The organism is Shewanella glacialimarina, assembly GCF_020511155.1.
Lineage (GTDB): Bacteria > Pseudomonadota > Gammaproteobacteria > Enterobacterales > Shewanellaceae > Shewanella > Shewanella glacialimarina.
The window spans coordinates 830,528-857,156 of record NZ_CP041216.1; the positions used below are offsets into that span (position 1 = coordinate 830,528).

General features: G+C 41.1%; 27 protein-coding genes. 17 read left to right on the forward strand and 10 right to left on the reverse strand.

From position 1 onward, the window contains the following. Nucleotides 1–12 precede the first annotated feature (12 nt). The 5 genes from FJ709_RS03465 to yjjX form a co-directional block, all read right to left on the reverse strand. A complete protein-coding gene (locus FJ709_RS03465; protein ID WP_226413489.1) occupies nucleotides 13–468 on the reverse strand; it encodes a SufE family protein in 456 nt (151 codons plus the stop codon). An 8-nt stretch (nucleotides 469–476) separates the two neighbouring features. Continuing rightward, nucleotides 477–1,709 carry an aminotransferase class V-fold PLP-dependent enzyme gene (locus FJ709_RS03470; protein WP_226413491.1) on the reverse strand — a complete coding sequence of 411 codons (1,233 nt, stop codon included), beginning with the start codon at nucleotides 1,707–1,709 and terminating at the stop codon, nucleotides 477–479. 120 nt (nucleotides 1,710–1,829) lie between these two features. After that, complete coding sequence (locus FJ709_RS03475) at nucleotides 1,830–2,870, reverse strand: NADP(H)-dependent aldo-keto reductase (RefSeq protein WP_226413493.1); 1,041 nt, start codon at nucleotides 2,868–2,870, stop codon at nucleotides 1,830–1,832. Nucleotides 2,871–3,212: 342 nt separating this feature from the next. Then, nucleotides 3,213–3,608 (reverse strand): GNAT family N-acetyltransferase, encoded by a 396-nt coding sequence (locus FJ709_RS03480; protein ID WP_319002890.1) that lies wholly within the window; start codon nucleotides 3,606–3,608, stop codon nucleotides 3,213–3,215. A 6-nt stretch (nucleotides 3,609–3,614) separates the two neighbouring features. Next, nucleotides 3,615–4,172 (reverse strand): inosine/xanthosine triphosphatase, encoded by a 558-nt coding sequence (gene yjjX, locus FJ709_RS03485; RefSeq protein ID WP_226413495.1) that lies wholly within the window; start codon nucleotides 4,170–4,172, stop codon nucleotides 3,615–3,617. 296 nt (nucleotides 4,173–4,468) lie between these two features. Here yjjX and FJ709_RS03490 point away from each other — a divergent pair, with 296 nt between their 5' ends. Then, entirely contained in the window at nucleotides 4,469–5,293 is an 825-nt protein-coding gene (locus tag FJ709_RS03490; RefSeq protein WP_226413497.1) for a DUF4097 domain-containing protein, read from the forward strand. A gap of 170 nt (nucleotides 5,294–5,463) precedes the next feature. After that, on the forward strand, nucleotides 5,464–6,237 hold the full coding sequence (locus FJ709_RS03495) for a ribonuclease H1 domain-containing protein (protein ID WP_226413499.1): 774 nt from the start codon (nucleotides 5,464–5,466) through the stop codon (nucleotides 6,235–6,237). Between the two features lie 64 nt (nucleotides 6,238–6,301). Here FJ709_RS03495 and FJ709_RS03500 read toward each other — a convergent pair whose 3' ends face one another. After that, nucleotides 6,302–7,201, reverse strand: coding sequence for a hypothetical protein (locus FJ709_RS03500; protein WP_226413501.1), 900 nt, complete (start codon nucleotides 7,199–7,201; stop codon nucleotides 6,302–6,304). Nucleotides 7,202–7,348: 147 nt separating this feature from the next. Beyond that, nucleotides 7,349–7,798, reverse strand: coding sequence for a GNAT family N-acetyltransferase (locus tag FJ709_RS03505; protein WP_226413503.1), 450 nt, complete (start codon nucleotides 7,796–7,798; stop codon nucleotides 7,349–7,351). 507 nt (nucleotides 7,799–8,305) lie between these two features. On the opposite strand from FJ709_RS03505, the gene mdh reads away from it, so the two are divergent. Continuing rightward, entirely contained in the window at nucleotides 8,306–9,241 is a 936-nt protein-coding gene (mdh, locus tag FJ709_RS03510) for a malate dehydrogenase (protein WP_226413505.1), read from the forward strand. Nucleotides 9,242–9,329: 88 nt separating this feature from the next. On the opposite strand, the gene FJ709_RS03515 is transcribed toward mdh, so the two are convergent. Both FJ709_RS03515 and FJ709_RS03520 read right to left on the reverse strand, forming a co-directional pair. Next, entirely contained in the window at nucleotides 9,330–10,232 is a 903-nt protein-coding gene (locus FJ709_RS03515) for an SDR family NAD(P)-dependent oxidoreductase (protein ID WP_226413507.1), read from the reverse strand. 93 nt (nucleotides 10,233–10,325) lie between these two features. After that, nucleotides 10,326–10,730, reverse strand: coding sequence for a thiol-disulfide oxidoreductase DCC family protein (locus FJ709_RS03520; protein ID WP_226413509.1), 405 nt, complete (start codon nucleotides 10,728–10,730; stop codon nucleotides 10,326–10,328). A gap of 252 nt (nucleotides 10,731–10,982) precedes the next feature. Here FJ709_RS03520 and FJ709_RS03525 point away from each other — a divergent pair, with 252 nt between their 5' ends. From FJ709_RS03525 to FJ709_RS03570, 10 genes are all read left to right on the forward strand, one after another. Beyond that, complete coding sequence (locus FJ709_RS03525; RefSeq protein WP_226413511.1) at nucleotides 10,983–12,077, forward strand: efflux RND transporter periplasmic adaptor subunit; 1,095 nt, start codon at nucleotides 10,983–10,985, stop codon at nucleotides 12,075–12,077. A 1-nt stretch (nucleotide 12,078) separates the two neighbouring features. Continuing rightward, nucleotides 12,079–13,161, forward strand: coding sequence for an efflux RND transporter periplasmic adaptor subunit (locus tag FJ709_RS03530; RefSeq protein WP_226413513.1), 1,083 nt, complete (start codon nucleotides 12,079–12,081; stop codon nucleotides 13,159–13,161). A 7-nt stretch (nucleotides 13,162–13,168) separates the two neighbouring features. Continuing rightward, entirely contained in the window at nucleotides 13,169–16,240 is a 3,072-nt protein-coding gene (locus FJ709_RS03535; protein ID WP_226413515.1) for an efflux RND transporter permease subunit, read from the forward strand. Between the two features lie 121 nt (nucleotides 16,241–16,361). After that, nucleotides 16,362–16,739, forward strand: coding sequence for a dihydroneopterin triphosphate 2'-epimerase (gene folX / locus FJ709_RS03540; RefSeq protein WP_226413517.1), 378 nt, complete (start codon nucleotides 16,362–16,364; stop codon nucleotides 16,737–16,739). A 40-nt stretch (nucleotides 16,740–16,779) separates the two neighbouring features. Then, nucleotides 16,780–17,439: a GTP cyclohydrolase I FolE gene (gene folE / locus FJ709_RS03545; protein WP_226415826.1), complete on the forward strand. Its 660-nt coding sequence runs from the start codon at nucleotides 16,780–16,782 to the stop codon at nucleotides 17,437–17,439. Between the two features lie 116 nt (nucleotides 17,440–17,555). Beyond that, entirely contained in the window at nucleotides 17,556–18,944 is a 1,389-nt protein-coding gene (gene mpl, locus FJ709_RS03550; protein WP_226413519.1) for a UDP-N-acetylmuramate:L-alanyl-gamma-D-glutamyl-meso-diaminopimelate ligase, read from the forward strand. 46 nt (nucleotides 18,945–18,990) lie between these two features. After that, nucleotides 18,991–19,650 carry a flavin prenyltransferase UbiX gene (locus FJ709_RS03555; protein WP_226413521.1) on the forward strand — a complete coding sequence of 220 codons (660 nt, stop codon included), beginning with the start codon at nucleotides 18,991–18,993 and terminating at the stop codon, nucleotides 19,648–19,650. 7 nt (nucleotides 19,651–19,657) lie between these two features. Continuing rightward, nucleotides 19,658–20,185, forward strand: a complete 528-nt coding sequence (hpt, locus tag FJ709_RS03560) for a hypoxanthine phosphoribosyltransferase (RefSeq protein WP_226413523.1) — start codon at nucleotides 19,658–19,660, stop codon at nucleotides 20,183–20,185. 67 nt (nucleotides 20,186–20,252) lie between these two features. Then, on the forward strand, nucleotides 20,253–21,188 hold the full coding sequence (locus FJ709_RS03565; protein WP_226413525.1) for an ABC transporter ATP-binding protein: 936 nt from the start codon (nucleotides 20,253–20,255) through the stop codon (nucleotides 21,186–21,188). Continuing rightward, entirely contained in the window at nucleotides 21,188–21,958 is a 771-nt protein-coding gene (locus FJ709_RS03570) for an ABC transporter permease (RefSeq protein ID WP_226413527.1), read from the forward strand. Before FJ709_RS03565 ends, FJ709_RS03570 begins: the two co-directional genes overlap by 1 nt. A 114-nt stretch (nucleotides 21,959–22,072) precedes the next feature. On the opposite strand, the gene FJ709_RS03575 is transcribed toward FJ709_RS03570, so the two are convergent. Beyond that, the gene (locus FJ709_RS03575) at nucleotides 22,073–23,029 is read right to left on the reverse strand and encodes an integron integrase (RefSeq protein WP_226413529.1); all 957 of its coding nucleotides are present in this window, start codon (nucleotides 23,027–23,029) and stop codon (nucleotides 22,073–22,075) included. Between the two features lie 377 nt (nucleotides 23,030–23,406). Here FJ709_RS03575 and FJ709_RS03580 point away from each other — a divergent pair, with 377 nt between their 5' ends. From FJ709_RS03580 to FJ709_RS03595, 4 genes are all read left to right on the forward strand, one after another. Further along, nucleotides 23,407–24,033: a hypothetical protein gene (locus FJ709_RS03580; protein ID WP_226413531.1), complete on the forward strand. Its 627-nt coding sequence runs from the start codon at nucleotides 23,407–23,409 to the stop codon at nucleotides 24,031–24,033. A gap of 86 nt (nucleotides 24,034–24,119) precedes the next feature. Then, a complete protein-coding gene (locus FJ709_RS03585; protein WP_226413533.1) occupies nucleotides 24,120–24,497 on the forward strand; it encodes a hypothetical protein in 378 nt (125 codons plus the stop codon). A gap of 116 nt (nucleotides 24,498–24,613) precedes the next feature. After that, nucleotides 24,614–25,381 (forward strand): hypothetical protein, encoded by a 768-nt coding sequence (locus FJ709_RS03590; RefSeq protein WP_226413535.1) that lies wholly within the window; start codon nucleotides 24,614–24,616, stop codon nucleotides 25,379–25,381. 111 nt (nucleotides 25,382–25,492) lie between these two features. After that, the gene (locus tag FJ709_RS03595; protein WP_226413537.1) at nucleotides 25,493–26,260 is read left to right on the forward strand and encodes a hypothetical protein; all 768 of its coding nucleotides are present in this window, start codon (nucleotides 25,493–25,495) and stop codon (nucleotides 26,258–26,260) included. Nucleotides 26,261–26,629: the final 369 nt, after the last annotated feature.

The following is a 26,629-nucleotide window of genomic DNA, read 5'->3' on the forward strand; positions in this document are numbered from 1 at the left end:
CGATGTATCCTTTTAATTTTTCTCGTTTGCGTAGTGTTTAATGGCGTGTGCTAGTGCATGCAAACCATTGGTACGCGATGGGCTTAACTGTCCGTTTAGCCCTAAATTTTCGAAGTAAGCACTGACATCAAATTGCGCTATTTGGCTGCTAGTTTGCCCTTGTGTAGCCACCAGCAATAATCCAATAAGCCCTTTGACTATACGCGCATCACTGTCGGCTAGGTAAAAATGTTGGTCATTAATGTGTTGGTGGTATAGCCATGCCTGGCTTTCACAGCCTTTAACTTGTGCACTTTCAAGACGAAACTCATCCGCTAAGCTTGGCAGTTTTTTACCTAATAGCATAATTTGGCGGTATTTTTCTTGCCAATTACTGGCCTGTTCTATCAACTTAGCGCCGGTTAACAGGTCGTCAGACAAAGGCAAAAACAAAGTTGAAGCTGGTTTAGCTATGGTGTTAAGACTCATATTTGACCTTACAATAGAATCGATTTTACTTCAGTCAGTGCGCTAATAAAGCGATCAACATCTTGCTGATTGCTGTACACCCCAATTGAGGCTCGACAGCAACCTTTAATCTGCAAGCTTTGCATTAACGGCATAGCACAATGATGGCCGCCACGGATAGCCACGCCTTGCTGATCTAATAAAATGCCGACATCCTGATGGTGCTCATCAGCCAAATTAAACGCCACTGCGCCAATATTGTCATTGTCAGTCGTTACACCATATACGCTAATATCGCCCAACTGGCTTAACTGTTGCTGAAGATATTGAATTAAATGCAGTTCGTGTTGACGAATTTGTATTTTAGGTAAGTTAGATAGAAAGCTGATTGCTGCGCCTAAGCCGATCACTTCCGCTATTGCCGGAGTCCCCGCCTCTAATCTATTCGGTAACTCGCCATAGCTTGTTCCATTAAAACTGACCGTTTTGATCATTTCGCCGCCGGTTAGCATAGGTGTTAGTATTTCTAGCGCATTAAGCTTGCCATACAAAATGCCAACCCCAGTCGGACCATACATTTTATGGCCTGAAAACACATAGTAATCACAACCTATTGATTCTACATCAATGTCTAAATGGGCCACGGCTTGTGCGCCATCAATTAAGGTTAGTGCGCCGACTTTGTTAGCCTTAGCAACCATCTCGTTGACCGGATTTAGTGTGCCAAGTGCATTAGTGACATGGGATAAAGCGACTAATTTAGGCAGTTGAGTTAATAAATCATCGTAAGCGGTAAGATCGATTCGGCCATTGCTATCTAATGGAATAGGGATAACCTTTGCACCAGTTCGCTGGGCTAATGCTTGCCAAGGCACTATGTTGGCATGATGCGCAGCGCCATCAACTAAAATCACATCACCTTGTTGAAACTGTTCGGTGAGTCCGTGGGCGACCATGTTGATTGATTCTGTCGTGCCATGGGTAAAGATGATTTGTTGACTGGTGGCCGCATGAATAAAGTGCTGCACTTGCATGCGCACGTTTTCATATTTTTGGGTGGCTCTGGCCGCTAATTGATGCGCAGCGCGGTGCACGTTGGCATTATTTTGCACATAGTACTCATTCATCGCATCAAGCACACATTGCGGTTTTTGACTGGTTGCAGCGGTATCTAAATAGCAAAGCGGATTATCGCCTAGCTGCATATCTAGGATCGGAAACTGGCTACGTATGGCTTGATGATCAAATTGGCTGTCGGTCATTCACTTAACACTCATAAAAAAGGCATCAAGATCTTCAATGATATTGATGCCTATTGCAAGGTTAACCTGAATCTAAACCTAAACCTAAACCTAAATTATGGCTTAACACTTAGTCATAGTTTAAGGACAAGGAAAACGGTAAAGCGCAGTTAATTCATTTAATCGACTATGTAGTTCATCAGACAATATGACTTTATGGCTGTCGATATTCTCTTTGAGTTGATGCAAGCTAGTCGCGCCTATGATGTTGGAGGCGACAAACTGGCGAGAATTAACAAAAGCCAAAGCCATTTGAGCAGGACTTAAGCCAAACTCTCGGGCTAGATCAACATAAGCCTGGGTTGCCTGTAAAGCCATTGGTGTGCTGTTATAGCGCGCAAAACGTTTGTGTATCGTTAACCTGGCGCCTGCTGGCCATTGGTCATTTTCATACTTACCGGTTAACGCGCCAAAGGCTAACGGAGAGTAGGGCAATAACGGCACGTTTTCACGTAAGCTTATTTCTGACATGCCAACTTCAAAGCTGCGATTGAGCAAGTTATACGGGTTTTGAATGCTCACAATACGGGGTAAATCGTGCTTTTCGGCTAAGCGCAGATACTGCATAAAGCCCCAGGGGGTTTCATTTGAAATGCCGATATAGCGCACTTTTCCTTGTTTTACCACTTCGGCTAGGGCTTCAAGGGTTTCTAAAATTGGGGTGTAACGCTCATCCTCATCATGGGTATAAATCATTTCACCGAAGAAGTTGGTATTTCGGTCTGGCCAGTGGACTTGGTATAAATCTATGGTGTCGATTTGTAAACGTGACAAGGAGTCATCAACCGCTTGGTGAATGTTACGCCAATCTAGTGCCATTTTAGGCCGAATATAATCACCTTTTAGCCCAGGTGCAGCGACTTTTGTGGCAATTACTAATTCATCACGATTACCTTGGGCCTTTAAATAGCGGCCCAGTATTCGTTCGGTTTCACCTTGTGTTTCTGCCGTTGGCGGTACGGGATACATTTCCGCAGTATCAATAAAATTGATCCCTTGGCCAATGGCATAATCTAATTGTTCGAATGCTTCAGACTGATTATTCTGCTCACCCCATGTCATGGTACCTAAACAGATATTACTTACTTCTAGGCTTGAATGCCCAAGACGTCGATATTCCATATCATCCTCCTGATGGAAACCCTATACTTTAAGCTATCAAGCTTTGGGCAGATTGCAAAGGTTATTGAATCATCAGTAAATGTATTGCTTAAAAAACCAGCGCAATCTTTAATGTTTTCATTATTTGGGATTATTTAGGGGAATGAAAAGGTTAAAAATCGACATTAACACAATGATCAATAAAGGCTAATCAAGAGTCGCTAGCCATTTTTAAGCCAGCGACAGCTTGATTAACCATGGTATACGATGTTAAAGATTTCTCAGCATAGCAATTTCACAGGCATCGTGGCCGGTTTCACCAAGGTGCTTACAAGTCTCAAATCCGAGCTTTTGGTATAACGCTCAGGCTTCAACTAATACCGCAGTGGTTTCTAAATAGACCTTGTTAAAGCCTTGTTCTTTAGCAAATTCAAACGCTAAATGAGATATTTTTTTGGCTAATCCTTTACCGCGTACTTGCGGTAAAAAGTACATTTTTTGCAGTTCACAAATATCACTGTATCCCGCTAATGGGGCAATGCCAGCGCCACCAATGATGTGGCCATCTAACTCGATAACCCAATACTGGCTGCGTGCAGTACTGTAAACCAGACTTAGGGTGTCTAAGGTTTTGTCAGCAACACTGAAGCCTTTATCGGGTGTTAGCCCATATTCAGCAGACACTTGACGAATAACATCAGCAATAGCGGCATTATCATCTACGGTTAATGGGCGGATAATCGGAACGGTAATAGACATAATAAGTTACTCGGCAAAAAAATCAGGGTTAATAATAGGGGCCATGGCTAAAATAATCGCCTGGGTATAAATACTGCCTCGTGTGGCCAGCCCTTGGGTCAATAAGCCAATCGCACCGCCTTTTTGTTTCACATTGTGGGTATTAAACAGTCTGTCCATCACATGGCCTAACTCTTCACCCGCTTCTAAGGCGTTAAACACTTTTTGCGGCAAGGGTAATAAAGCGCTACGACCAATGCTGAGTTTATCCTGATGAATTATCGCCATATAAGCAAACGTAGCTGCGCCATGGTCAAATTTATCCACACCGCCTTCCATTGCAATATAAAAATCCGCAGGCTGATCTGCCTCAATAGCATGTTGCTGACAATATCTAGCACGATTAATAGCACCTAATTTGGTTTCGGCGTCTGTCATTGGCTGCTCAGCCACTAATGAGGGCGCATGCATGCCTTGGCAATTAATATCAGCCTGGGGGAAATACTGGCTTATCGCATCTTTAGCGGCAGCAATTTTAACCGGATTATTTGAACCGACTAGGATAGCAATCTGTTGTTGAGTCATATGATGCTTTTTTCTTATTGTATTTTTACTGACATAACCGCCATGATAGCAGAAGTCTATACTTGATCAGAAGTTAGTGAAAAGACATGTTTTTTAGTGCTTTTAACATATCGATGTTGATACTTAAACATAGTTAATAATATAAAACAAAGTCTTATGATTTTGGTGTGAGAATTGCTTACTATGAAGAATAATGACAAAAGCTAATAAGTGATGAGTTTTAGCACTTAATAACGTGATCATAATGATGGCTTCAATTAACAAGAAGCCAATGAATAAAAACAAGGAAGAATAAAATGGCCACAATGAAAACTAAAGTTGTTCTGGTGGGCGCAGCAGCGGCACTGTTAATAATGTATACCGACGTGTTTAATGTGTCTTACAGTATTGCCAGCGACTTTGATCAAAAACAGCAAGTGTTAATCCTAGACAGTACTGACATTCAAAAGCTCGTTGCAGAAACTGGTGCGGGTAAGTTAGTGATTAAAGGCGATGAGAATGCTAAAAATATTAAGTTAACCGCAGAAATTTTTGCCGATGATGATGCCGACGTGACCTTAGAGTTAGTTAAAGATGGCGACCAAGCAAGGCTAGTGGCTAAAGTTGAGCAAAGTTCAAACTGGATTAATGTCGACTCGCCTTATATCGATGTCACCTTAACGTTACCCCAGCATATGGTGATGGATATTACAGATGGTTCTGGTTCAATCGACATTCAAGGTATGAACGCTGATATTGCCTTAAAAGATGGCTCAGGTAGTATTACAGTAGATGGTGGCAAAGACATTATTATTGAAGATGGTTCAGGTTCACTTGATGCGAAAAATGTATTGGGTAACTTAACCATTAAAGACGGCTCTGGTTCAATCAATGTTAATAATGTCGCGGGTAACCTGACAATTAAAGACGGTTCAGGTGGCATAGATGTGACAGATATTAAAGGCAATCTTGATGTTAATGATGGATCTGGTGGCATGGTGATTAAGCATGTTGCAGGATTAGTGAGCATTAATGATGGTTCAGGTGGTATCGATGTTGAATATGCCAAAGGGTTAACTATTCACACCGCAGGTTCTGGTGATGTAAAGTATCAACATATTGATGGGCCAGTAAACTTATAGTTTTAGTGATAAGTTCGCTATCTGGTTAAGCCAGTAGCGAACAGTAAACGACACATGTGCAAGCTCAGCTAATCAAAGCTCAGTTAGCAAAGCTAAGCCATAAGCGATAGACGACATAAGCTTGACATGGCATGATCGATATATCATTTTTTTAAATATCAAGGCCACTCATGGCAAAGAAATTTTACGTCGTTTGGCAAGGTCATACTCCTGGCATTTATACCACCTGGGACGAAGCAAAGCGTCAGGTGGACAAGTTTCCTGGGGCTAAGTACAAATCTTTCCCTAGCGAATCAGAAGCGAAAACGGCTTTTGCCCAGTCAGCCAATAAAGCGATCTTTTCGGCTAAAAACAGCTCGGCTAAATCGTCTGCAACAAAAACTCAATCTGGCTCAACAGCCTCGCATCAACCCACAGCATTAAGTGAGTTTGACGTTGTGCTTTATACCGACGGAGGCTGCGATCCTAATCCAGGTAAAGCGGGTTCTGGCGTGGCTGTATATCGTAAAGGTGAGCTTGCTGACTTGTGGTATGGCTTATTTAACCCTAAAGGCACTAACAATACCGCTGAATTAAACGCACTGCATGAAGCGATCAAAATGGCGGCTAGCGCACTGGCTGACAACTTAACCGTGCGTATATACAGTGACTCACAATATTCAATTAACTGTATTAGTAATTGGGCCTACGGCTGGAAAGCCAAAGGCTGGACCCGCAAAGGCGGCGAGATTGCCAATTTAGATCTGATCAAACAAGCCCATGCACTTTATGATCAATATAAAGATCACATTGATATTGTCCATGTGGCTGCCCATGTTGGTATAGAAGGCAATGAACTGGCCGACAGAATGTCTATCTATGCCGTAGATCAGCAACAAAAGGATTTTGTTCAGTATCCCGAGCCAATCAACCTAACGTCGATAATGGCGATGCGAGCCGGGTAATTTTAGGTACAGCTTTAAGTATCTTTACTGTGGGTTCATTAACCCGCAGTAAAGATACTCAATATTAAATTTGATCAGTGCAGGCTTCACTTGTTGCGCATATAGATACAATGCTCACATTACCGCTAGGTACTATCATTTTGGTTGTATTGCTCACCGTCAAGTCATGAAGTGATAGCTTTTCCAATAAGACTCCCCAAGATTCGAGCGACATATTCGTAAAAGTATAATTGTCGCCAAATGGATTGGTTTTTGTTAAGTCCAAACTATTATTACCCTCTTTAATTGTTGTAAATTTAAAATGGTATTGCCCATCGATATCGACGAAATCCAGAGCCGCATAAGCTAAAGTGCCATCAGTATAGGTAAAGACTAATGATGGTGGCTTGACCGCTATTGAGGTGGTTATTTTGTTTGAAATGCCTGTAGACCATGAAGTGAGTTTTTCTTTGTAAAGCGCGGAGCTTGGTAGGTTATTATTGAAGTAATCAACTGAAAGTCCTTGGGGATAGCTATTGTCAATTAACTCAAAAGCTGAGGTCACCATGCTGCTAGGGATTTCGATAGCACTTTGGGTGAAAAACTTTTTAGTCTCATTATACGCTAAGGCGTAGTTGGTAAAGTCAGTTAAATCTTTTTTATCAATGCTTTGACTGGTCGTTTTGTAATGATAAACATTCTGGCAAACCGGTGATTTATCTGTTGGTATTTCTGACTTGTGGTTTTGTTCACATTCAAAAGATTTTGTTTTAGTGACTAGATATTTCTCATACAAAATATCATTTAAGTTAATGACATGCATGACAATAGTCGCATTTGATCTTGCGTTTTGTTTAGCAAAATTAACCAGTTCAGAGTGAGTTGTGCAAGTATTGCACTCAAGATATATTTCTTGTGAAGCAAGAGTTGAAACTGAGAACGTCATTACCCCTAGAAGTGGCAATAATTTTTTCATGTTTAACAAAGAGATCATCCTTAACAATACAATAGTAAACATGCTTGTTTACTTGACCTTCATGGTCAGTGTTTATGTGTTTTAACGTTCATTAAACAGCTTACTAGCCGAGGTTTTGTAAGCTGTTTTGTTGTGCTTGTACAATGGCTACTTAAGTTATTTGGCCTTTTCTTCGTACATTAAATAGTGGCTTTGCTCCATTCCTAAGGCCTCATAGGTTTTTTGCGCCGGTTTATTTTCTTGTTCGACATACAAGCGGAAACTTGCAGCGTCACCTTTTTCAGCGGCCATATCTTTTATTGCTTGATACAGTTTTGCATAAATCCCCTGACGACGGTTTTCTGGACGAATATACACACTTTGGATCCAGTAATACTGGCAAGCGCGCCAGTCGCTCCATTCAAATGTCACCATTAATGAGCCGACAATAACGTCATCAATTTCAGCCACTAAATAGAAACCTCGTTCAGGATTGGCGAGTAATCCGTTTACGCCACGGGTAAGGGTTGCATTATCTAATTGTAGGTTTTCAGTTTCCATTGCCATCGCCTGATTAAAATTAACCAGTGCGGTAAGGTCTGCTAATTGGCCTTTTCTTATTTTCATTTTTTTCTCTCAATTTGACGGTTGATTGCGGTCAATTTAATTTAGGGTTCATTGGCATCCTACTATAAATGACCTATCGACTTATAGTCATGGCGTTAATAACCCGTGGTGTTACCAATACAATATGCGTGTACAACATATATTGTATTTTGCAAGATAGCTCAGCCGTTAATCGGTATTTGTAACAACCTGTGACGGGTAAAGCGATGAAACTCGAATAATCTAATTCATATCAAGGCTTATTCGCCATTAATGTAAAACAAATAAGCCATCGAATTGACAGTAGAAAAGTGGCATTTAAACTTGCACTGCTCAGTCATATCTTATTGCACCATGATATAACCCTCACATTCAAACACGCAGTGCTTATTTACCTTGAATTGAGTAAACACTTATTTACGACACTCCACTAATGGATAATTGAAATTAGCCCGCCAATCCAGTAATGTGACGCCACGAAAGATAGTAGACCTATGTCACAAATTGTTTAAATAGATGGAGATGATTATGAAAGTTGCCGTACTTGGTGCTGCTGGTGGTATTGGCCAGGCCTTAGCTTTATTGTTAAAAACTCAACTGCCTGCTGGCTCAAAGTTGTCTCTATATGACATCGCCCCTGTTACTCCTGGTGTTGCGGTTGACTTAAGTCACATCCCAACAGATGTAGAAGTAAAAGGTTTTGCTGGTCAAGATCCAACGGATGCATTAGTTGATGCTGACGTCGTATTAATGTCTGCTGGTGTTGCGCGTAAGCCTGGTATGGATCGTTCAGATCTATTCAACATCAACGCAGGTATCGTGCGTAACCTAATGGAAAAAGTGGCAGTAACTTGTCCTAAAGCATTAGTGGGTATTATTACTAACCCAGTAAACACGACTGTAGCGATTGCTGCTGAAGTATTAAAAAATGCTGGCGTTTACGACAAGAACCGTTTATTCGGTATCACTACACTTGACGTTATCCGTAGCGAAACCTTTATTGCTGAGCTTAAAGGCTTAAACGTTGCTGATGTTAAAGTTAACGTTATCGGCGGCCACAGCGGTGTGACTATTCTTCCACTACTTTCTCAAATTGAAGGTGTGACTTTCACTGATGAAGAAGTTGCAGCAATGACTACTCGCATTCAAAACGCAGGTACTGAAGTTGTTGAAGCTAAAGCCGGTGGCGGTAGCGCAACATTATCAATGGGCCAAGCAGCATGTCGCTTTGGTTTATCATTAGTACGTGGTCTTCAAGGCGAAGCGAACATAGTTGAATGTGCCTATGTTGATGGTGGCAGCGAACACGCTGAGTTCTTCGCTCAACCTATCCTTTTAGGTAAAAACGGCGTAGAAAAAGTGCTTCCTTACGGTGACGTAAGTGCATTTGAAGCTAACGCACGTGATTCAATGTTAGATACATTAAAAGCTGACATTAAACTAGGTGTTGAATTCGTTAAGTAATTCAACTCGCTAATAAAAAACGCGAAGCTATGCTTCGCGTTTTTTTATGGCTGTAATTTATATCTCCATCTCTATAACCAACCCTGCATTACCATTGAATGTCATTGCCTGCCCAATCAATAAAACTGGCTTGGCCGTCTACGGCAATATTTGACTGTATGTTGTAAAGCTGCTGCGCCACAAACTCAGGAGTAAATAATTTACCTTCGGCCACATTGTGCTGAAAAGGTTTTGATAATGGTGTGTCTGTGGTGCCAGGATGAAAGGCTATCAATTTGACGTGCTTGAGCCGCCTCGCAAACTCAACCGCAGTGGTTTTTATCAACATGTTTAATGCCGCTTTACTGGTGCGATAGCTATACCAACCGCCAAGGCGGTTATCACTTATGCTGCCGACTCTGGCGCTTAAAATACTTATCACGACTCGACTTCGCTGCTTTGATAACAGCTTTACCAAACCTTGCAGCCAAAGCATAGGCGTGATGGTATTCATCTGTATTAAAGCGAGTAAATTGACTTCATTGATATCTTCTATCTTTTTTTCAGGTTGTATCGCACCCTGATGCAGTACCCCATTACAGATTAATATTCTGCTAACACTGCCGTTGCTTGCGGTAATTTGAGGAATGATCTGTTGATTCATAAGATGCTCAATATCCTGCTGTAAATTACTGCATTGGTAATGTTGCCATGATGACTGCTGTTGATCTTGTGTGATTAGACTGTGTATATCGGCACTGTGTTGATAGCTATCTCGGCTAATTGTGATCAAATTAATTGACTGCGGGTGACCATCGATTTGGCTTTGTTTAAGGCATTGAACAGCAAATGCATGGCCAATAGCCGAATTAGCACCAATAATAATCACAAATTCAGCAGTGCTATTAGCAACAGTACTTTCAGCAGCAGTACTTTCAGTAACAGTGCTAACAGCAGCAGTATTGTTAGCAACAGTATTAGAGGAGTTGTTTGGGTTAGCGTTATTATGCACTGATCATATCCACCGTTAAATTGAAGGTTTTTTAAGGCCTTTGAGGTTAATTATCAGCACTGATTGCTGTAAATCTGATGACTTCAAATCTGATTACTTTAAATTGTTCTTAGGTAAGCCACATTGACCATTATTACACCGCTGCTTACCGGTAAGCAGGTACGAGATTTTGTAGCGATTTTTAGCAAAAAATAGATAAGCTTTGTCCGCGACCGGTTTAATAAAAGGTTTTCTAAGCCACTGAACCCAAAAGTGCTTACCGGTAATTCCCCATGCCTTTGCCGTAACATCTAGCCCTAACAGCAGTTGTCCGTCTTTAGTTAAGCCGTGCAGTATAATGTTAGCTTTTTCGATATCAATTTGTGGAAAACGCTCATGTAAATCAGCACTGTATAAGTCCTCTAAATGAATTTCATCGTGCTTATCATGCCGTTTAAGTTGACGCATTTCATTGGCACACAGTGGACATGTGCTGTCGTAAAATATGGTCAATTCCATGGTGTTTTCCTTTGGTGATTGCAATTTGTCGCAACTGGATATCAAGGTTAATATTAGCCGTTATTTGATAAAGATAACCTTTATAGTTTGCCAACAAATGATGCGTGATTAAATTCGAACATAACTGAACAATTATACGGTTGAATAAACTAATTAGATCCTATTGTTTTTAAATTGACTTAATGTCTAACTTAGTTAAATGTTAATATTAGTTAACATTATTTAATACTTTGTTTTGAAGGACCAAGCACAATGAATGTTCGTCAGATGTTCTGTTCGTTCTCCTCCTCGGTCATGCTGATTAGCTTGATGGTTGCTCCGCCTAGCATTGCTAGCGATAGTAATGAGATTACAGTTGATGCTAATGCTCAACCGTTTGCCCGCCCCGTTAAAGTCATACAGCTTGATATTGGCAAAGGCTTTCGTGAGCGGTTATTACCCGGTGAGGTCCGCGCGGCAGATAAAGCCTCTTTGTCGTTTAGAGTCGCAGGACAAATAGCTGATATTTATGTGCGCCCGGGCGATCATGTTAAAGCTGGCGACTTATTGGCAAAGCTAGACAGTGATTTATACCAACAACAGTATGAAGTGGCTAAAGCACAGTACGAACTGGCCAAAGTGCTATTTGAACGTTCCAGTAGTTTAGTGGAACAAGGTGTGGTGTCCCGTAACGATTTTGACCAATCAAAAAGTGATTTCACCATTGCCAGAGCAGCGCTTGATAAAGCCGAAACCGATCTGGCCTATACCCAGTTAACAGCCCCTTACGATGGCATGATTTCAAAACGTGATCGCAAACAGTTTGAGTTTGTGCAAGCACAAGAATCGATAATGGGCATTCGCACCGAATCATTTATCGACATTAGCTTTCAATTGCCAGAGCAATTTATTGGCGCAATTCAAGCTAATCGACTCGAACAAGGCCAGGTAGACAATGTCGATGTTAAATTTGATAGCCGAGATGCCTGGTATAAAGCCACGCTGAAAGAACTCAGCACAGTAGCAGACCCTAGTACCGGCAGTTATACCATTATTTTAACCTTGAAAATGCCAACCGAATTAAATGTATTACCCGGAATGGCTGCATCAGTAAGGGTCAAGCTGCCTTACCGTGGGGCTAGCAGTAATCCTGTTATTGCCGCGGGCGCTAGAGTTGAAGAAAATGGTCAAACCTATGTTTTTCGTTGGTTACCTGAACAACGAAAAGTCGAAAAAGTGGCGGTGACATTAAATGATCATCAACTTGAATCAGGATTAGAGGACGGTGACTGGTTAGTGGTCGCGGGCGCTAGTGAGTTAACCGACGGTGAAAGTACGGTTCGCTGGGTCAAGGAAAGAGGGCTGTAATATGAAGATTAACAACACCACTAATATTTTCATCAGCGCTTTGGTCTCATTGGTCTTTATGGCCGGTTGTAGCAAACCGCTTGAGATGGCACATAAACCTACCCTAGTAGATGTATATACTTTACCCAGTATTGAAAATCAGGTGATGCGAGAGTTTAACGGCGTGTCACGGGCACAAGACCTGACTAAATTATCATTTCGAGTTGAAGGGCGCATAGCAAGATTACCGGTTTCCAAAGGCCAGACGATTAAGCAAGGTGATTTACTCGCCGTGCTTGAAAAGCGTGATTATGAAATTGTGCTCAATGATCGCCAGGCTCGTATGGAGTTGACCTTTAAACAAGCCCAGCGTGGTAAGCAGTTAGTCAATAAAAAACTGATGGCACAATCAGAATATGACCAAATGAACGCGCAATATTTAGTTGCCAAAGCACAGGCAAAACAGGCTGAACTTAGCCTGCAATATACTGAATTACGCGCGCCTTTTGATGGCATGGTCAGCGATGTTTTTTTACAGTCATTTGAAAACATTCAACCGGGTATATCGGTATTAAGTGTACAAAAAACCGAACAAATTGAAGTCGATGTGCAAATCCCCGATATGTTGATAGCCGTCTCTCGACGGGCAACAGATGAGAGTGCCTTCGAAGTCAGTTTTGAAGCATTTGAAGGGGTGGTATTTCAAGGTCGATTACTTGAAATTAATACTGAAAAAGATCCTACTACATCAACCTATATTGCCACTATTGCAGTAGATTTAGACGATCAATATAAAGTGTTGGAAGGAATGCCAGCCAAAGTTAAAGTCAATTTAAGTAATATGACTTACACCTACAGCCGCCAATTTTTATTACCCATAAAAGCGGTTGTAATGAAAGATGGCGACCAACTCGCTCATCAGGAAAGTGGTGTGTGGGTTTATCAGGCCAACACTAAAACCGTCCAGTATCAGCCAGTCAAACTGGGGGTTATTGTGGGTGATAACATTGAAGTGGTCAGTGGACTTAAAGATGGTCAAACTATTATTACCACAGGGGCTTCTCGTATGATTGAAGGCCAACAAGTTCAATTAATTCAAGGGTAATAACTAGATGAATATTGCAGGATATTTCGTAAAAAATACCGTGATCAGTTGGATGTTTATCCTTATTTTACTTATCGGTGGATTAATGGCCTTCACTGGATTAGGCCAGCTAGAAGATCCGCCATTTACCATTAAAGATGCCGTGGTAGTCACCTTATACCCAGGTGCAACGTCAACTGAAGTCGAAGAAGAAGTCACTTATTTGGTCGAAAAAGCCATTCAAGAACTGCCTTACATTGATAAAATTCGCTCACTCAGTACCTCAGGTATGTCGCAAATTACCGTCACCATGAGAAACAATTATGGCCCAGATGAATTGCCCCAAATTTGGGATGAGCTGCGTCGTAAAGTGAATGATATGGCATCAAGTTTACCGCCTGGGGCGCATGCGCCAATGGTTAACGATGACTTTGGTGATGTATACGGCATCATGCTGATGGTCAGCGGTGCAGATTACAGTTATCGAGATTTATTAGACTATGTTGATTATGTTAAGCGTGAATTAGAACTCATACCCGGCGTGGGTAAGGTGTCGCTAGCGGGCAAACAGCAAGAGCAAGTTTTTGTTGAAATGTCGCTAAACAAAGCGGCCAGTTCTAATATTGACCCACAGCTTATTTCAAACCTACTTAACTCACAAAATATGGTGTCTGATGCCGGTAACATTCGTGTTTCGGGTGATAACCTTAAAATCAGAACCAGTGGCGGCTTTAGTTCCGTTGAAGAGCTAGAAGAGCTGATTATTCCCGGTACTCAAGGTAATAAACTGATTTACCTTAAAGATGTGGCGACCGTGAGCCGTGGCTTTCAAAATATTCCGACAAACCTATTAAGCTTTAACCAAAATAGTGCCATCAACATTGGTATTTCATTTTCATCTGGGGTTAATGTTGTTGAAGTGGGTAAGCTAGTCGATGCTAAATTAGCCTCAATTGAAAGCGCCAGACCGGCAGGTATGCACATTGAAACCATGTATAACCAGCCTAACGAGGTGGATGTTTCGGTTAGCAGTTTTGTGTGGAACCTGATTGCCGCAGTCGTCATTGTTATTGGTGTGCTACTGGTCTTTATGGGGGTTAAAAGCGGTATTTTAATCGGTCTTATTCTATTTTTAACCTGCCTTGGCACCTTTATGTTAATGCTGCAGGCAGAAATTGAATTGCAGCGTATTTCACTTGGCGCATTGATCATTGCCTTAGGCATGCTGGTGGACAACGCCATTGTGGTGGTCGAAGGTATTTTAATTGGTCGCCAACGAGGCCAAACTACACTCGAAGCTGGTCAAGCTATTGTTAAACAAACTATGTGGCCATTATTGGGTGCTACCGTAATCGCGATTATCGCGTTTGCGCCAATTGGCTTATCCCCTGATGCTACCGGTGAATTTGCTGGGTCATTGTTTTGGGTATTGCTGTTTTCACTGTTTTTATCCTGGATTACCGCCATTACGATTACACCATTTTTTGCACAGATATTTTTTGGCAAAGAGGGTGAGAAAGTGCCTGACGGTGAGTTAGCCGACCCTTATGGCGGCGCATTTTTTGTGTTTTATAAAAAAATACTCAATATTTGTATGCGATTTCGCTGGTTCAGCACCTTTGCGGTACTGGTGATGTTCGTGATTTCTATTGCTGGTTTTGCCTATGTTAAGCAATCCTTCTTCCCGCCTTCAACAACGCCGATATTTTTAGTGGATGTGTGGATGCCAGAAGGCGCAGATATTCGCGAAACAGAAGCGGTTATTAAACAAATGGAAGCCAAAGTCGCCGTTATTGAAAATGTTGAGTATGTTGCTTCAACCATAGGTAAAGGTTTTCCGCGTTTCTTATTAACCTATTCGCCGGAAAAAAACTTTGCCTCATACGGTCAAATAGCGGTTCGTGCCAGTAGTTTTGATACTTTACAACCGGTAATGGTTGAGTTTAGACGTCAAGCAGAGCAATTTTTCCCACAAACCCAGCTTAAGTTCAAACGCTTAGAAATCGGCCCTTCGACAGATGCCAAAATTGAAGCCAGATTAAGCGGCCCAGACCCAGATGTACTGCGTCAACTTGCGGCACAGGTTATGACCATTTTTAACGACACCCCAGGTACGGTCAACGTACGCCATGATTGGCGTGACCGGGTCAAATACATTGAACCGCGCTTTAATGAAACCCAGGCCCGCCGCTTAGGTATTGTTAAAAGTGAAGTGGATAGATCGATTAAGTTCGCCTTTACTGGGGTAGATATAGGGGTTTACCGTGAAGGCACCACCTTATTACCTATTATTGGTCGTTTACCTAATGATGAACGTGTCGATATTGAGTCAATGGAAAGTATCCGTATCTGGAGTCCGGTGATTAACGGTTTTGTGCCACTTCAGCAGGTTGTAGATGGCTTTGACGTTAAATTTGAAGACCCAATTATTCAACGTCGCGACCGTAAACGAACTTTAACCGTGTTTGCCGATGCTGATTTTGAATACGATATTTTGCCAGCGGCACTGTTTAATCAAGTTAGGCCTAAAATTGAAGCGCTTGAGTTACCAGTAGGCTATGAATTGCAATGGGGCGGCGAGTTTGAATCATCAAGTGATGCGCAAGCTTCACTGTTTTCAACCTTGCCTATTGGATTCTTGTTGATGTTTTTAATCACGGTTTTCTTATTTAACTCAGTGCGTAAGCCACTGGTTATTTGGTGTTGTGTTCCGTTAGCGATTATAGGTATCACTTCAGGGTTATTGATTTTAGACAAGCCCTTCAGCTTTATGGCGCTACTTGGTATGTTGAGTTTATCGGGTATGTTACTGAAAAACGGCATTGTGTTGCTTGATCAAATCAACACCGAAATTAATGAAGGCAAAGAGATATTTCAAGCGGTATTTGAGTCTACGGTTAGCCGTGTGCGTCCTGTGTGTATGGCAGCGGTAACCACTATTCTTGGGGTGTTGCCGTTAATCACAGATGCATTTTTTGAATCATTAGCTGCGGTAGTCATGTTTGGGTTAGGTGTTGCCACCATCTTAACGTTAATTATTGTACCTGTGTTTTACATCATATTCTTTAATGTGAAATACCGAGATTATAAGACCTTCTAGTCAAGATTGTTAACCGCTAAAGCCCTGCTCATCGAGTAGGGCTTTTTTATTACCGCTATGTGAACCGTTCAACAAAACGTCCCGTATAAAGTTGCATCTGTATTTAATGTGAGCCATAACGATGTCTTCAAAAATAGGCGCTTATAGCCAAGCTGTTATTAATGTCACCAACCTTCGTTTACGCACTTTTATCGGCTTTAACCAGGATGAAAGAGAAAAGCAGCAAGATGTGGTGATCAATATTGAAATACATTACCCAGCAGACAAGTCATTTCAAACCGACAATGTGGCAGATGCGCTCAACTATAAAATTATCACTAAAAAAGTGATCCAGCATGTAGAGGAAGGACGATTCTTACTACTTGAAAAGCTGGTTGCCGATGTCGTGGACATATGTAGCGAACATCCATCAGTGACTTTAGCTAAAGTGACCATCGACAAGCCCCATGCATTGCGCTTTGCCGATTCTGTGTCGCTATCTTTAGAACACCGCCGTTAACCTTATTTAAGAGGCCAATTTTATGTCAGCAAATAGCATTATGTCAGTAAACAACGGCATTATTTCAGACGCCGCCAAAAAAGTGCAGTCAGCATTAGTTGCGCACGGATTAGAAACGCCATTATTACCTACAGAGCTCACCGCACAGCAAAAATATGAGCGCATTAAAGGGTTAATGACCGAAGTTGTGGCAACGCTAGGGTTAGACTTAACCGACGACAGTCTAGCTGAAACACCGCACCGTATTGCCAAAATGTACGTTAATGAGATTTTCTCTGGTTTAGACTATGCCAATTTTCCAAAAATCAGCCAAATTGAAAATAAAATGGGCGTGGAAGAGATGGTTAAAGTCAGCGATATCAGCGTGGTCAGCACCTGTGAGCATCACTTTATTACCATAGATGGTATAGCGAAAGTGGCTTATATCCCTAAAGGCAAAATTATTGGGTTATCAAAAATAAATCGTATTGTGCGATTTTTTGCCCAGCGCCCTCAAGTGCAAGAGCGCTTAACACAGCAGGTATTAGTGGCACTGCAAACATTACTAGAAACCGAAGATGTTGCGGTAACTATCAAAGCAACCCATTATTGTGTTAAGTCTCGCGGCATAATGGACACCACATCAAGCACGCAAACCACCGCCTTAGGTGGCAGCTTTAAGGCTAACGCCTCTACTCGCGCAGAGTTTTTAGCCGCTTAATCAAGTCTAGCCAGTCTCTGTCGTTCATCATGAAGTTAAATTAAGGCATTGTTAACTGACAATGCCTTTGCTACTGGGTAGAATAAGCGCAAATGGTTCTTTAATAGAGTTTTTGCATGCACGTACATATTCTTGGCATTTGTGGCACCTTTATGGGTGGTTTAGCGTTATTAGCACGTGCAATGGGCCATAAGGTCACAGGCAGCGATGCTAATGTTTATCCGCCAATGAGCACGCAACTTGAGCAACAGGGCATAGAGCTGATTCAAGGTTTTGACCCAAGCCAATTGGGCGAAGAAGGCATTAATCAGCCCGACATTGTGGTGATTGGTAATGCGATGAGTCGAGGCAATTCTTGCGTTGAAGCGGTATTAAACCGCGGGATAAAATATACCTCTGGGCCACAATTTTTGTCAGAACATATTTTGCCTAATCGTTGGGTATTGGCTGTGTCTGGCACTCACGGAAAAACGTCAACTGCCAGCATGTTGGCGTGGGTATTAGAGTATTGCGGCTACCAACCGGGCTTTTTAATTGGTGGCGTACCGCAAAACTTTGGTGTGTCAGCGCGGTTAGGTGATTCGGCTTTTTTTGTGGTCGAAGCAGACGAATACGACAGTGCTTTTTTCGATAAACGCTCTAAGTTTGTCCATTACAAACCCCGTACATTGGTGATCAATAATTTAGAATTTGATCATGCTGACATTTTCGCTGACTTAGCCGCTATTCAACGCCAATTTAATCATGTTATTCGCACCGTACCGGGTGAAGGTAAAGTGATTTGGCCTAAGGATGTGATTGCGGTTAAACAGGTTATGGACATGGGCTGCTGGAGCGAGCAAGAAACCTTTAGTGCAACTGACAGCGATGGTTGGCAAGGTCAGTGTATTGCCGCCGACGGCCACGAGTTTGAAGTGATGTTTAAAGGTGAGTCTCAAGGCGTTTTAAATTGGGGCTTAATCGGTCAGCACAATATTGAAAATGCAATAATGGCCATTGCCGCAGCGCGACACGTGGGCGTTACTCCCAAGCATGCTATTGACGCTTTAGCGCAATTTAGCCCACCAAAGCGTCGAATGGAATTATTAGCAGCACCCAATAATATTGCGGTTTATGATGATTTTGCCCATCACCCAACAGCGATTGAAACCACCCTAAAAGGACTTCGCGCCAAAGTGGGCACAGGTGATAACGCCAATGGCAAAATTATTGTCGTGCTTGAGCCTCGCTCTAACACCATGAAAAGTGGCGTGCATAAAGATACTCTCGCCAATTCGATGGCGCTGGCCGATGAAGCATGGTTGTATCAAGCCAGTAATGTCGGTTGGGACATTGCCGATAATATGCGCTCAGCTGCTATTCCGGTAACCGTCAGTGATGATATTAGCCAAATTGTGGCACAAGTCAGTCAAGCGGCTAATCCAGGTGACACGGTAGTGATAATGAGCAACGGTGGTTTTAATGGTATTCACCAACAAATCATTAATGCGCTACTGAAGAAATAGTCAGTTATTTAATTAATCATGCTGCTCGCTTCATAAAGGATTAAAGATGGCTTACGCCAAAAAAGATAAATCAATTAGCCTAGCGTGGACCGGGGCCTCGGGTGCACCTTATGGCATCAAATTACTACAATGTTTATTGGTTGCCGATTATCAGGTTTTTTTAATGATATCGAGCGCCGCCAGAGTGGTACTTGCCACCGAACACGGCTTGCAATTAAGTGCTAATCCCGACAAAGCCCGCGAGCAACTACTCAGCTATTTTGCTCAGCAGCAAGCACCTTTAGCCGGTGAGTTAATTGTACTTGGCAAAGAAGAATGGTTTTCGCCGCCAGCTTCCGGCAGTGCTGCACCTAAGCAAATGGTGATTTGCCCTTGTTCAACAGGCACATTAGCCGCAGTTGCTAGTGGCATGAGTAATAATTTATTAGAACGTGCAGCCGACGTGGTGATTAAAGAGCGCGGCCAGTTAATACTGGTGCCAAGAGAAACGCCCTTTAGTGCCATACACTTAGAGCATATGCTAAGCCTGACTCGCAATGGTGCCACCATAATGCCAGCCGCACCGGGTTTTTATCATAATCCCAAATCGGTGGAAGATCTGGTAGACTTCATGGTTTCCCGAATTCTAGATCATTTGGGTATTGCACACGAACTGACAAATCGCTGGGGTTATGGCGTCGACGCCCCCCAAGATATTGATAATTGAGAACTGTATGAAACACACCATAGAACCTATGATTTCAAGCGAAAAAATCAATAAAACTTTAGATCAACTTGCCGAGCGTATTAACGCCCACTATGCCAACAGCGAACGTTTACTCATGGTTGGCTTATTAAAAGGCTCAGTGGTTTTTATGGCAGACCTATGTCGCCGTATTAAAGGTCATGTTGAAATCGACTTTATGTCGGTATCAAGTTATGGCAACTCAACAACCAGTTCTCGCGATGTAAAAATATTAAAAGATGTTCAATCAGATATTGCTGGTCGTGACGTATTGATTGTTGAAGACTTAATTGACTCGGGCAACACCTTAAATAAGGTGCGTGAAATTTTATTGCTGCGTAATCCAAAAAGTCTGGCCTTATGCACCTTATTAGATAAGCCAGAACGCCGTGAAGTGGATGTGCCAGTTGATTTTATTGGCATGACAATTCCCGACGAGTTTATTGTTGGCTACGGCATTGATTATGCCGAGCAATATCGAAATCTGCCTTACATAGCTAAAGTCGTGCCTTTATAACGACAGCAGTATTACAAATTACTCCCACTATTGTGGGAGTTTTTTTCGATAAAATAAGGAATTTAGCATGACAGAACACACCGATGCCCTGGTGATAGAAAACCTACAAAAAACCTATAAAGGGGGAGTTGAAGCCGTTAAGTCACTCAGTTTAACGGTTAAACAAGGTGACTTTTTTGCATTGCTAGGCCCTAACGGGGCAGGTAAGTCGACCACTATTGGCATTATTAGCTCGTTAGTGCAAAAAACCGCTGGCAGCGTCAAAGTGTTTGGCTTTGATATCGACCAACAACTTGAACGCGCCAAATTGTGTATTGGCTTAGTGCCTCAGGAATTTAACTTTAATCAGTTTGAAACCGTACTGCAAATCGTAGTTAACCAGGCTGGTTACTACGGCGTGACACGCAACATTGCGTTGGTTCGTGCTGAAAAATACCTGTCACAACTGGATTTATGGCACAAGCGTAATGCGCAGGCCCGTGAACTGTCCGGTGGCATGAAACGTCGCCTAATGATTGCCCGCGCATTAATGCATGAACCCAAACTGCTTATTTTAGATGAGCCCACAGCCGGGGTAGATATTGAGCTGCGCCGTTCAATGTGGGATTTTTTAAAGCAGATTAATGCCCAGGGCGTAACCATTATTCTCACCACCCATTATCTTGAAGAAGCTGAAATGCTGTGTCGTAATATTGGTATTATCGACACCGGGCGTTTAGTAGAATGCACTAGCATGAAGTCGTTGCTTAGTAAGTTAAATGTTGAAACCTTTATCTTAGATTTGACTCAAAATCTCAGCGCCGCACCTGAGCTGGAAAACATGTCATGTCGCTTGATAGACCCACACACACTAGAAGTCGATGTGGCTAAAAGCCAAAGCATGAATAGCCTATTTACCCAGCTAACCACTGCCAACATAGAAGTGCTATCAATGCGCAATAAAGCTAACCGCCTAGAAGAGCTATTTGTCGAGCTCGTTGAAAAAGCCAAGGGGGCGAAATAATGAACGCACTGTATTTAGTCGCCTTTAGAAGTATTTTAAAGAAAGAAATTAATCGCTTCACCCGTATCTGGGTGCAAACCTTAGTGCCGCCAGCTATCACTATGACCTTATACTTTCTCATTTTTGGTAACTTAGTCGGTAGTCGTATTGGTGAAATGGGTGGCGTAAGCTACATGGAATTTATCGCCCCAGGGTTAATTATGATGTCAGTTATTACTAACTCATATTCTAATGTGGCCTCATCATTTTATAGTGCTAAGTTTCAAGGCAATATAGAAGAAATCATGGTGGCGCCCGTGCCGCATTATGTGATGATAGCCGGCTATGTCGGCGGCGGCGTTGCCCGTGGCTTATGTGTCGGCCTTATTGTGACTGTAGTGGCTATGCTGTTTGTTAACATCAGCTTACACCACGTTGGTCTGGTGATATTAACGGTGTTTTTAACCTCAGTGCTATTTTCACTCGGCGGGTTAATTAATGCGGTATTTGCCAAAAGCTTTGACGATATCAGTATCATTCCAACGTTTGTATTAACCCCATTAACTTACCTTGGTGGAGTATTTTACTCGTTGTCATTATTGCCCGAGTTTTGGCAAGGTGTGTCAGGGTTAAACCCTGTGGTGTATATGATTAACGTATTCCGTTACGGCTTTTTAGGCTTTGCCGATATCAGCGTGCCGTTATCGGTGGCTATCATGGTCGGCTTTTGTGTCGCCTTATGGACCTTGGCTTACTACCTTATATCGCGTGGTATTGGTTTGCGTAGCTAAGTCTTGTAATAGCCAGGTCTTGCAATAGCTAAACGCCCACAAACCGGTTGTCACAATCTCAGTGTAAAAGGACTCGCAAGAGTCCTTTTTTGTGGGCGTTATCTATCTATCTATTTATCTATCTATTGGGCTGGTGGTATGGCTAAAACGAGAACCTATAACATGAGTATACAGTTCAGTCGTTTTAAGATCTGAATGGCCTAATAGTTCTTGAACAGTACGAATGTCGGTCCCATTTTGCAGTAGTTGAGTCGCAAACGTATGCCTAAAGGTATGTGCTTTTACTTGCTTTGGAATTTGGCTGATTAATACAGCTTTGCGTAATTGTTTTCTAAATGTTGTTTCGTGAATATGATGACGACAAATATAGCCATCATATGGATGCGTGCAGCGAGTCGATGAGGGGAAAACATACTGCCAAGATAAATCTTTAGCGGCATTACCATATTTGCGTAATAGTGCAGGTGGCAAAGATGCTAACCCATAGCCTTCACTTAAATCTTGCTGGTGGCGAGCTTTTACGATACTAAATTGGTTATCCAAAGAATGACTTAAGGATTTTGGTAATAATGTATAACGGTCTTTTTTACCTTTGCCTCTAAAAATAAATAACGTATTATTCTGTGTGTTTACATCTTTAATTCTTAATTGTAATGCCTCATTTATTCGTAATCCTCCACCATATAGAAGTGATGCAATTAACCAATATTGGCCAGAAAGATTGCTAATAATATTTTTAGCCTCCTCGTGGGTTAGTACTGTAGGTATAGACTGCTCTCGCTTAGTAAACGAATAACGTAAATCCGATATCTCTCTTCGAATGATATGTTTATATACATAAATAATTGCGCATAAAGCTTGGTTTTGTGTTGCAGCACTAACCTGCCGATTGACTGCTAAGTGATTTAAGAAACGCTCAATTTCGGCATTACCCATGTCTTGAGGATGTTTTTTGTCATTAAAAAGGATAAATTGCTTTATCCAATATAAATATACTTTCTCAGTTTTGATACTGTAACGACGAGTGCGAAGTTCTGTACGAATTGACTCTAGAAATGGTGATGTTGGCATATCAACTCCTTTTGATTCAAACTGACATTATGGCTGTATGTATGTACAGTTATAATTCATTGTTGTAAAAATGCCAGTTTTGTTCTCGTTATGTAATCGCTAAAATTCTCGGTTTTACCTAAAGGATAATTCTATCTAATTGAATTAGCTGATTTTTGTTAACATATCTGCTCTGCATAACGAGTTTGTATTATTCTCGATTATCTAAATTCTCGCTTTTGCCTAGACTAAAAGGTGATTGATTTGGGTTATTTAAGCTGATAAGTTACTAAAATTATTAATAATTAAAGCGATTTGGATGTTGTGTTTTGGTGAGCTTCTCAGGATGTTTATCGGAATTCTCGCTAATACGCTGTTATCTTGATCAAGGATGAAGTATGTCAATTAATGAGTATATGAATTTAATAGTTACTGCATTCTATGCTGTAGCATTTTTAATTTTTTTAACAGTTTTACCATATATGTACTTGAGAAAAAGGCGAAATATCAAAGTCCTTGAAAGCCAAATAAAATCAAAAATAGAAAATGGTATAACTTTAGATCCCAAATTATTGAATGATTTTGGTAAAGCTCTGGGCTTAGGTCATTTTTCATCAAGAGAACCTGTATATAAATTATTATTGGAATGTAACGAAGTAGAGCGGTTTAACGAAATTAATGACTTACTGCAAAAAATTAAAAAAGAAGAGCCTTTCGATGATATGCCTGACGAAGTTAAACCTTCGTTAATACGCATTACTGATTTAGTGGAGAAAAGTGAAGATGCTAGCGATAAACATTTGTTATTACCAATCAATAAAATACTTGCTAAATACGTTGAGCTTGAAGCTAATAAAGAAAAATTAAAAAGCAGGTCAAGGTGGAGTTTTAGCATTTCTGTGATTAGTATTCTCGTCGGTGCATGGAGTTTATATCAATCCCCTTCATTAAATGATATTGAAAAAATAGTAAAAAGTGAGGCTGTGGTGGTAAATCAAGATAACAAGCCAATCAAGCAGGACTAAAAAAAGTTGGCTGCCGTTCGTGCCTCACTATTTTAGCCAACCATTTTTAGCCTCTTATTGGGGCGTTAGCTAACTATGGAAGCATTTTGAAAACTCCAACATATCTAGTACTACTGTTAGTTTCGCAGTTTACTGCTGCAGAAACGCTTGAGCATCCGATACAAGTTAGCAGTTCAAATATCTCGAAGGTTGTATTTGAAGACCACACAAGTGTAAGTTTCAATATTGAGCAAACCGTAGTGGATTTATTAATTTCGGCTGTAGCAAAAGACAAAGATGAATATCATGTTTTTTTTCATTGTCAGGCAACAGAGTCGGACTCTGACGGAAGTGTTACTGGAATGGCTGTTAATGAGTTAGACGCGATCACCTTGTCGGCAAGCGAACAAGCCTCTGTTGATTGTGGTTGCGGAAAGTTACTGCAGTTGTCGTTAGCTAACAAACCACTAAAGCGGGACTCGTAACAGTCGGCTCAGTTTCGCTTCGCTACACATTTTAGCCAACTGTTACTCGCTCCTTAGTGGGGCGTTAGCTGCTCAATTTATTCTGCTAATATATTTAATAATAACAAGGAAGTATGATGAAAAGTTTATTCATAAATACCATAATTGCAATAGTATGCTTTACATTTGGATATATGTTTTATCCCTCGATTAATGACGCTAAAGTAGAGACAACATTAACGAATAAAGTGAATATCGATAATAATGTTGAAAATGATTCGATAATTGAAAAAGTACAAAAAACTGTACCAAAATTTAAAAAGGATACCGTTGTTGCAAATAACGTAGAAATGTCGGCAAACACCAATGAAGAAAATTTAGAATTTGATAAAGTTAATGTAGGTGAGGAAGTTAACACCATAGTAAAAGAAAAAGTGTCAGATGATCCTGCTCTTGTTGTACAAAAAGAATTAAAAGAATGGTCTGCTGTACATAAAGAGCAAATTAATGAATTGGTCACTGCTCATCTATCTAATGAAACTGCTGAACATATGAAGTTACAGATATCAAAAGATAATGACTTTCTATCACAACCACCTATTAAGCAAGATCCAATTGAAGATGATAATTGGGCATATAATATGGAGCAACAATTAAAAGTGCTAATTTCTCAACATGAGTTAAGTGAAAGTTTTGAATTGTTGAACCTTTCGTGTAAGCAATTAATGTGCGATATATTTGGTGTAGAAAAAGAAGACCGAGCTTGGTTTAAGTTATATGTAAACTTGTTGCAAAACGTACCTAATATTGAAATGCCAGATGGTAATAACGATCCTAAATCCGTTGTGTATAGGGAAAATGATGTGGCAGTAGTTTATTCACAGATCAGGTTTAAAAGCAGCTAACAAGCTGTTAAATCAGGACAAATAACAGTTGGCTTTTGCTCCTGCGTCGCCTATTTTAGCCAACAATTATTTGCCCATTAACGAGGGCGCTAGGCTTACAGGATGTATTGCATGAATATGATTTCAATTTTATTCTTAGTTTTTCTTATGGTTCTTAGTCAATCATCAATGGCTAACGTAGACGAAACTGGTGGTTATAGAATTCTAATAACAAGTTCACTAGATGAAAATGGAATGCCAATCGATGAAATCGATTCTATTCAATTAGATCACAAATTATTTTACATTTTTTCGGAATGGAACTTACCCGCAGGTGACTATAGATATAGCTGCATTATATACGATGGTGATAGGCGAGTAGTTAATTCTCAATACAACACTTTTAAGTCAGATGGAAGTAACTTTAATTTTTGGTGCTCACACGACTTAGATAAAAGTACTGATAAACCAGGAGACTGGTACGCAGAAATGGGAATTGAAGATTTTGGTTCAGCAAATATATATTTCACGGTTACCGAAGATAATATCAGAAAATCATTGATAGGAAAGTGGGATTGGAGCAACCAAGAAGATAGTTGTAATACAGACCATGTTATCAATATCTCTTTCAATGACACAGGTACTAAAATGTATCACTCCTCTCAATCTGGAATGAGATTAACAACTAGCGATGAATCGTACGAAGAAATTGTTTATTCTATTTTATCTGAAGGTGACAAGTATTTGCGTACAATAGTGATCAATGAAACCCAAAAAACAGATAATGGAGAAATGTTTCTTTGGGATTTAGTCTTGAAAGATGATAAATCATTTTGTTGGAAACAATCTGAATGGCCAGAAGGGCACTGTACAGAAAAATTAATAAAGTGTGCCAAGTAAGCCTAAGCGTAACAAGGGCTTCAAACGGAAAAATACAGGTTGTTGTTCTCACACCGTTCAACACTTTAACCAGGTGTATTTTTCCGCTTCAGCAAGCGATGAATTAAGCCGCTGGGCGGAGCCAAATGCTGACTCAATCGAGTGTATTTACCTCATTGAATCAGTTAGACTTAAAAAAGATGTGATGGAATACCATAATGACAAGGGAATTTCAATGAAACACGTACAAACCCGGCCGTAGTACCAGTTCAAAACTGCTCTGCAGCCCAGAGCTAGCATCAAAAAAAGCAAATTCCTATAGCATGAAGCATGCCAATTAACCTGGACTCGGCAACGGCCAAGTCCAACAAGCGGTTTGTGCCATGCAAA

Coding starts and splice junctions, on each gene's coding strand:
- FJ709_RS03465 (WP_226413489.1), bottom strand. CDS start 468: ATGAGTCTTAACACCATAGCTAAACCAGCTTCAACTTTGTTTTTGCCT.
- FJ709_RS03470 (WP_226413491.1), bottom strand. CDS start 1,709: ATGACCGACAGCCAATTTGATCATCAAGCCATACGTAGCCAGTTTCCG.
- FJ709_RS03475 (WP_226413493.1), bottom strand. CDS start 2,870: ATGGAATATCGACGTCTTGGGCATTCAAGCCTAGAAGTAAGTAATATC.
- FJ709_RS03480 (WP_319002890.1), bottom strand. CDS start 3,608: ATGTCTATTACCGTTCCGATTATCCGCCCATTAACCGTAGATGATAAT.
- yjjX (WP_226413495.1), bottom strand. CDS start 4,172: ATGACTCAACAACAGATTGCTATCCTAGTCGGTTCAAATAATCCGGTT.
- FJ709_RS03490 (WP_226413497.1), top strand. CDS start 4,469: ATGGCCACAATGAAAACTAAAGTTGTTCTGGTGGGCGCAGCAGCGGCA.
- FJ709_RS03495 (WP_226413499.1), top strand. CDS start 5,464: ATGGCAAAGAAATTTTACGTCGTTTGGCAAGGTCATACTCCTGGCATT.
- FJ709_RS03505 (WP_226413503.1), bottom strand. CDS start 7,798: ATGAAAATAAGAAAAGGCCAATTAGCAGACCTTACCGCACTGGTTAAT.
- mdh (WP_226413505.1), top strand. CDS start 8,306: ATGAAAGTTGCCGTACTTGGTGCTGCTGGTGGTATTGGCCAGGCCTTA.
- FJ709_RS03520 (WP_226413509.1), bottom strand. CDS start 10,730: ATGGAATTGACCATATTTTACGACAGCACATGTCCACTGTGTGCCAAT.
- FJ709_RS03525 (WP_226413511.1), top strand. CDS start 10,983: ATGAATGTTCGTCAGATGTTCTGTTCGTTCTCCTCCTCGGTCATGCTG.
- FJ709_RS03530 (WP_226413513.1), top strand. CDS start 12,079: ATGAAGATTAACAACACCACTAATATTTTCATCAGCGCTTTGGTCTCA.
- FJ709_RS03535 (WP_226413515.1), top strand. CDS start 13,169: ATGAATATTGCAGGATATTTCGTAAAAAATACCGTGATCAGTTGGATG.
- folX (WP_226413517.1), top strand. CDS start 16,362: ATGTCTTCAAAAATAGGCGCTTATAGCCAAGCTGTTATTAATGTCACC.
- folE (WP_226415826.1), top strand. CDS start 16,780: ATGTCAGTAAACAACGGCATTATTTCAGACGCCGCCAAAAAAGTGCAG.
- mpl (WP_226413519.1), top strand. CDS start 17,556: ATGCACGTACATATTCTTGGCATTTGTGGCACCTTTATGGGTGGTTTA.
- FJ709_RS03555 (WP_226413521.1), top strand. CDS start 18,991: ATGGCTTACGCCAAAAAAGATAAATCAATTAGCCTAGCGTGGACCGGG.
- hpt (WP_226413523.1), top strand. CDS start 19,658: ATGAAACACACCATAGAACCTATGATTTCAAGCGAAAAAATCAATAAA.
- FJ709_RS03565 (WP_226413525.1), top strand. CDS start 20,253: ATGACAGAACACACCGATGCCCTGGTGATAGAAAACCTACAAAAAACC.
- FJ709_RS03570 (WP_226413527.1), top strand. CDS start 21,188: ATGAACGCACTGTATTTAGTCGCCTTTAGAAGTATTTTAAAGAAAGAA.
- FJ709_RS03575 (WP_226413529.1), bottom strand. CDS start 23,029: ATGCCAACATCACCATTTCTAGAGTCAATTCGTACAGAACTTCGCACT.
- FJ709_RS03580 (WP_226413531.1), top strand. CDS start 23,407: ATGTCAATTAATGAGTATATGAATTTAATAGTTACTGCATTCTATGCT.
- FJ709_RS03590 (WP_226413535.1), top strand. CDS start 24,614: ATGAAAAGTTTATTCATAAATACCATAATTGCAATAGTATGCTTTACA.
- FJ709_RS03595 (WP_226413537.1), top strand. CDS start 25,493: ATGAATATGATTTCAATTTTATTCTTAGTTTTTCTTATGGTTCTTAGT.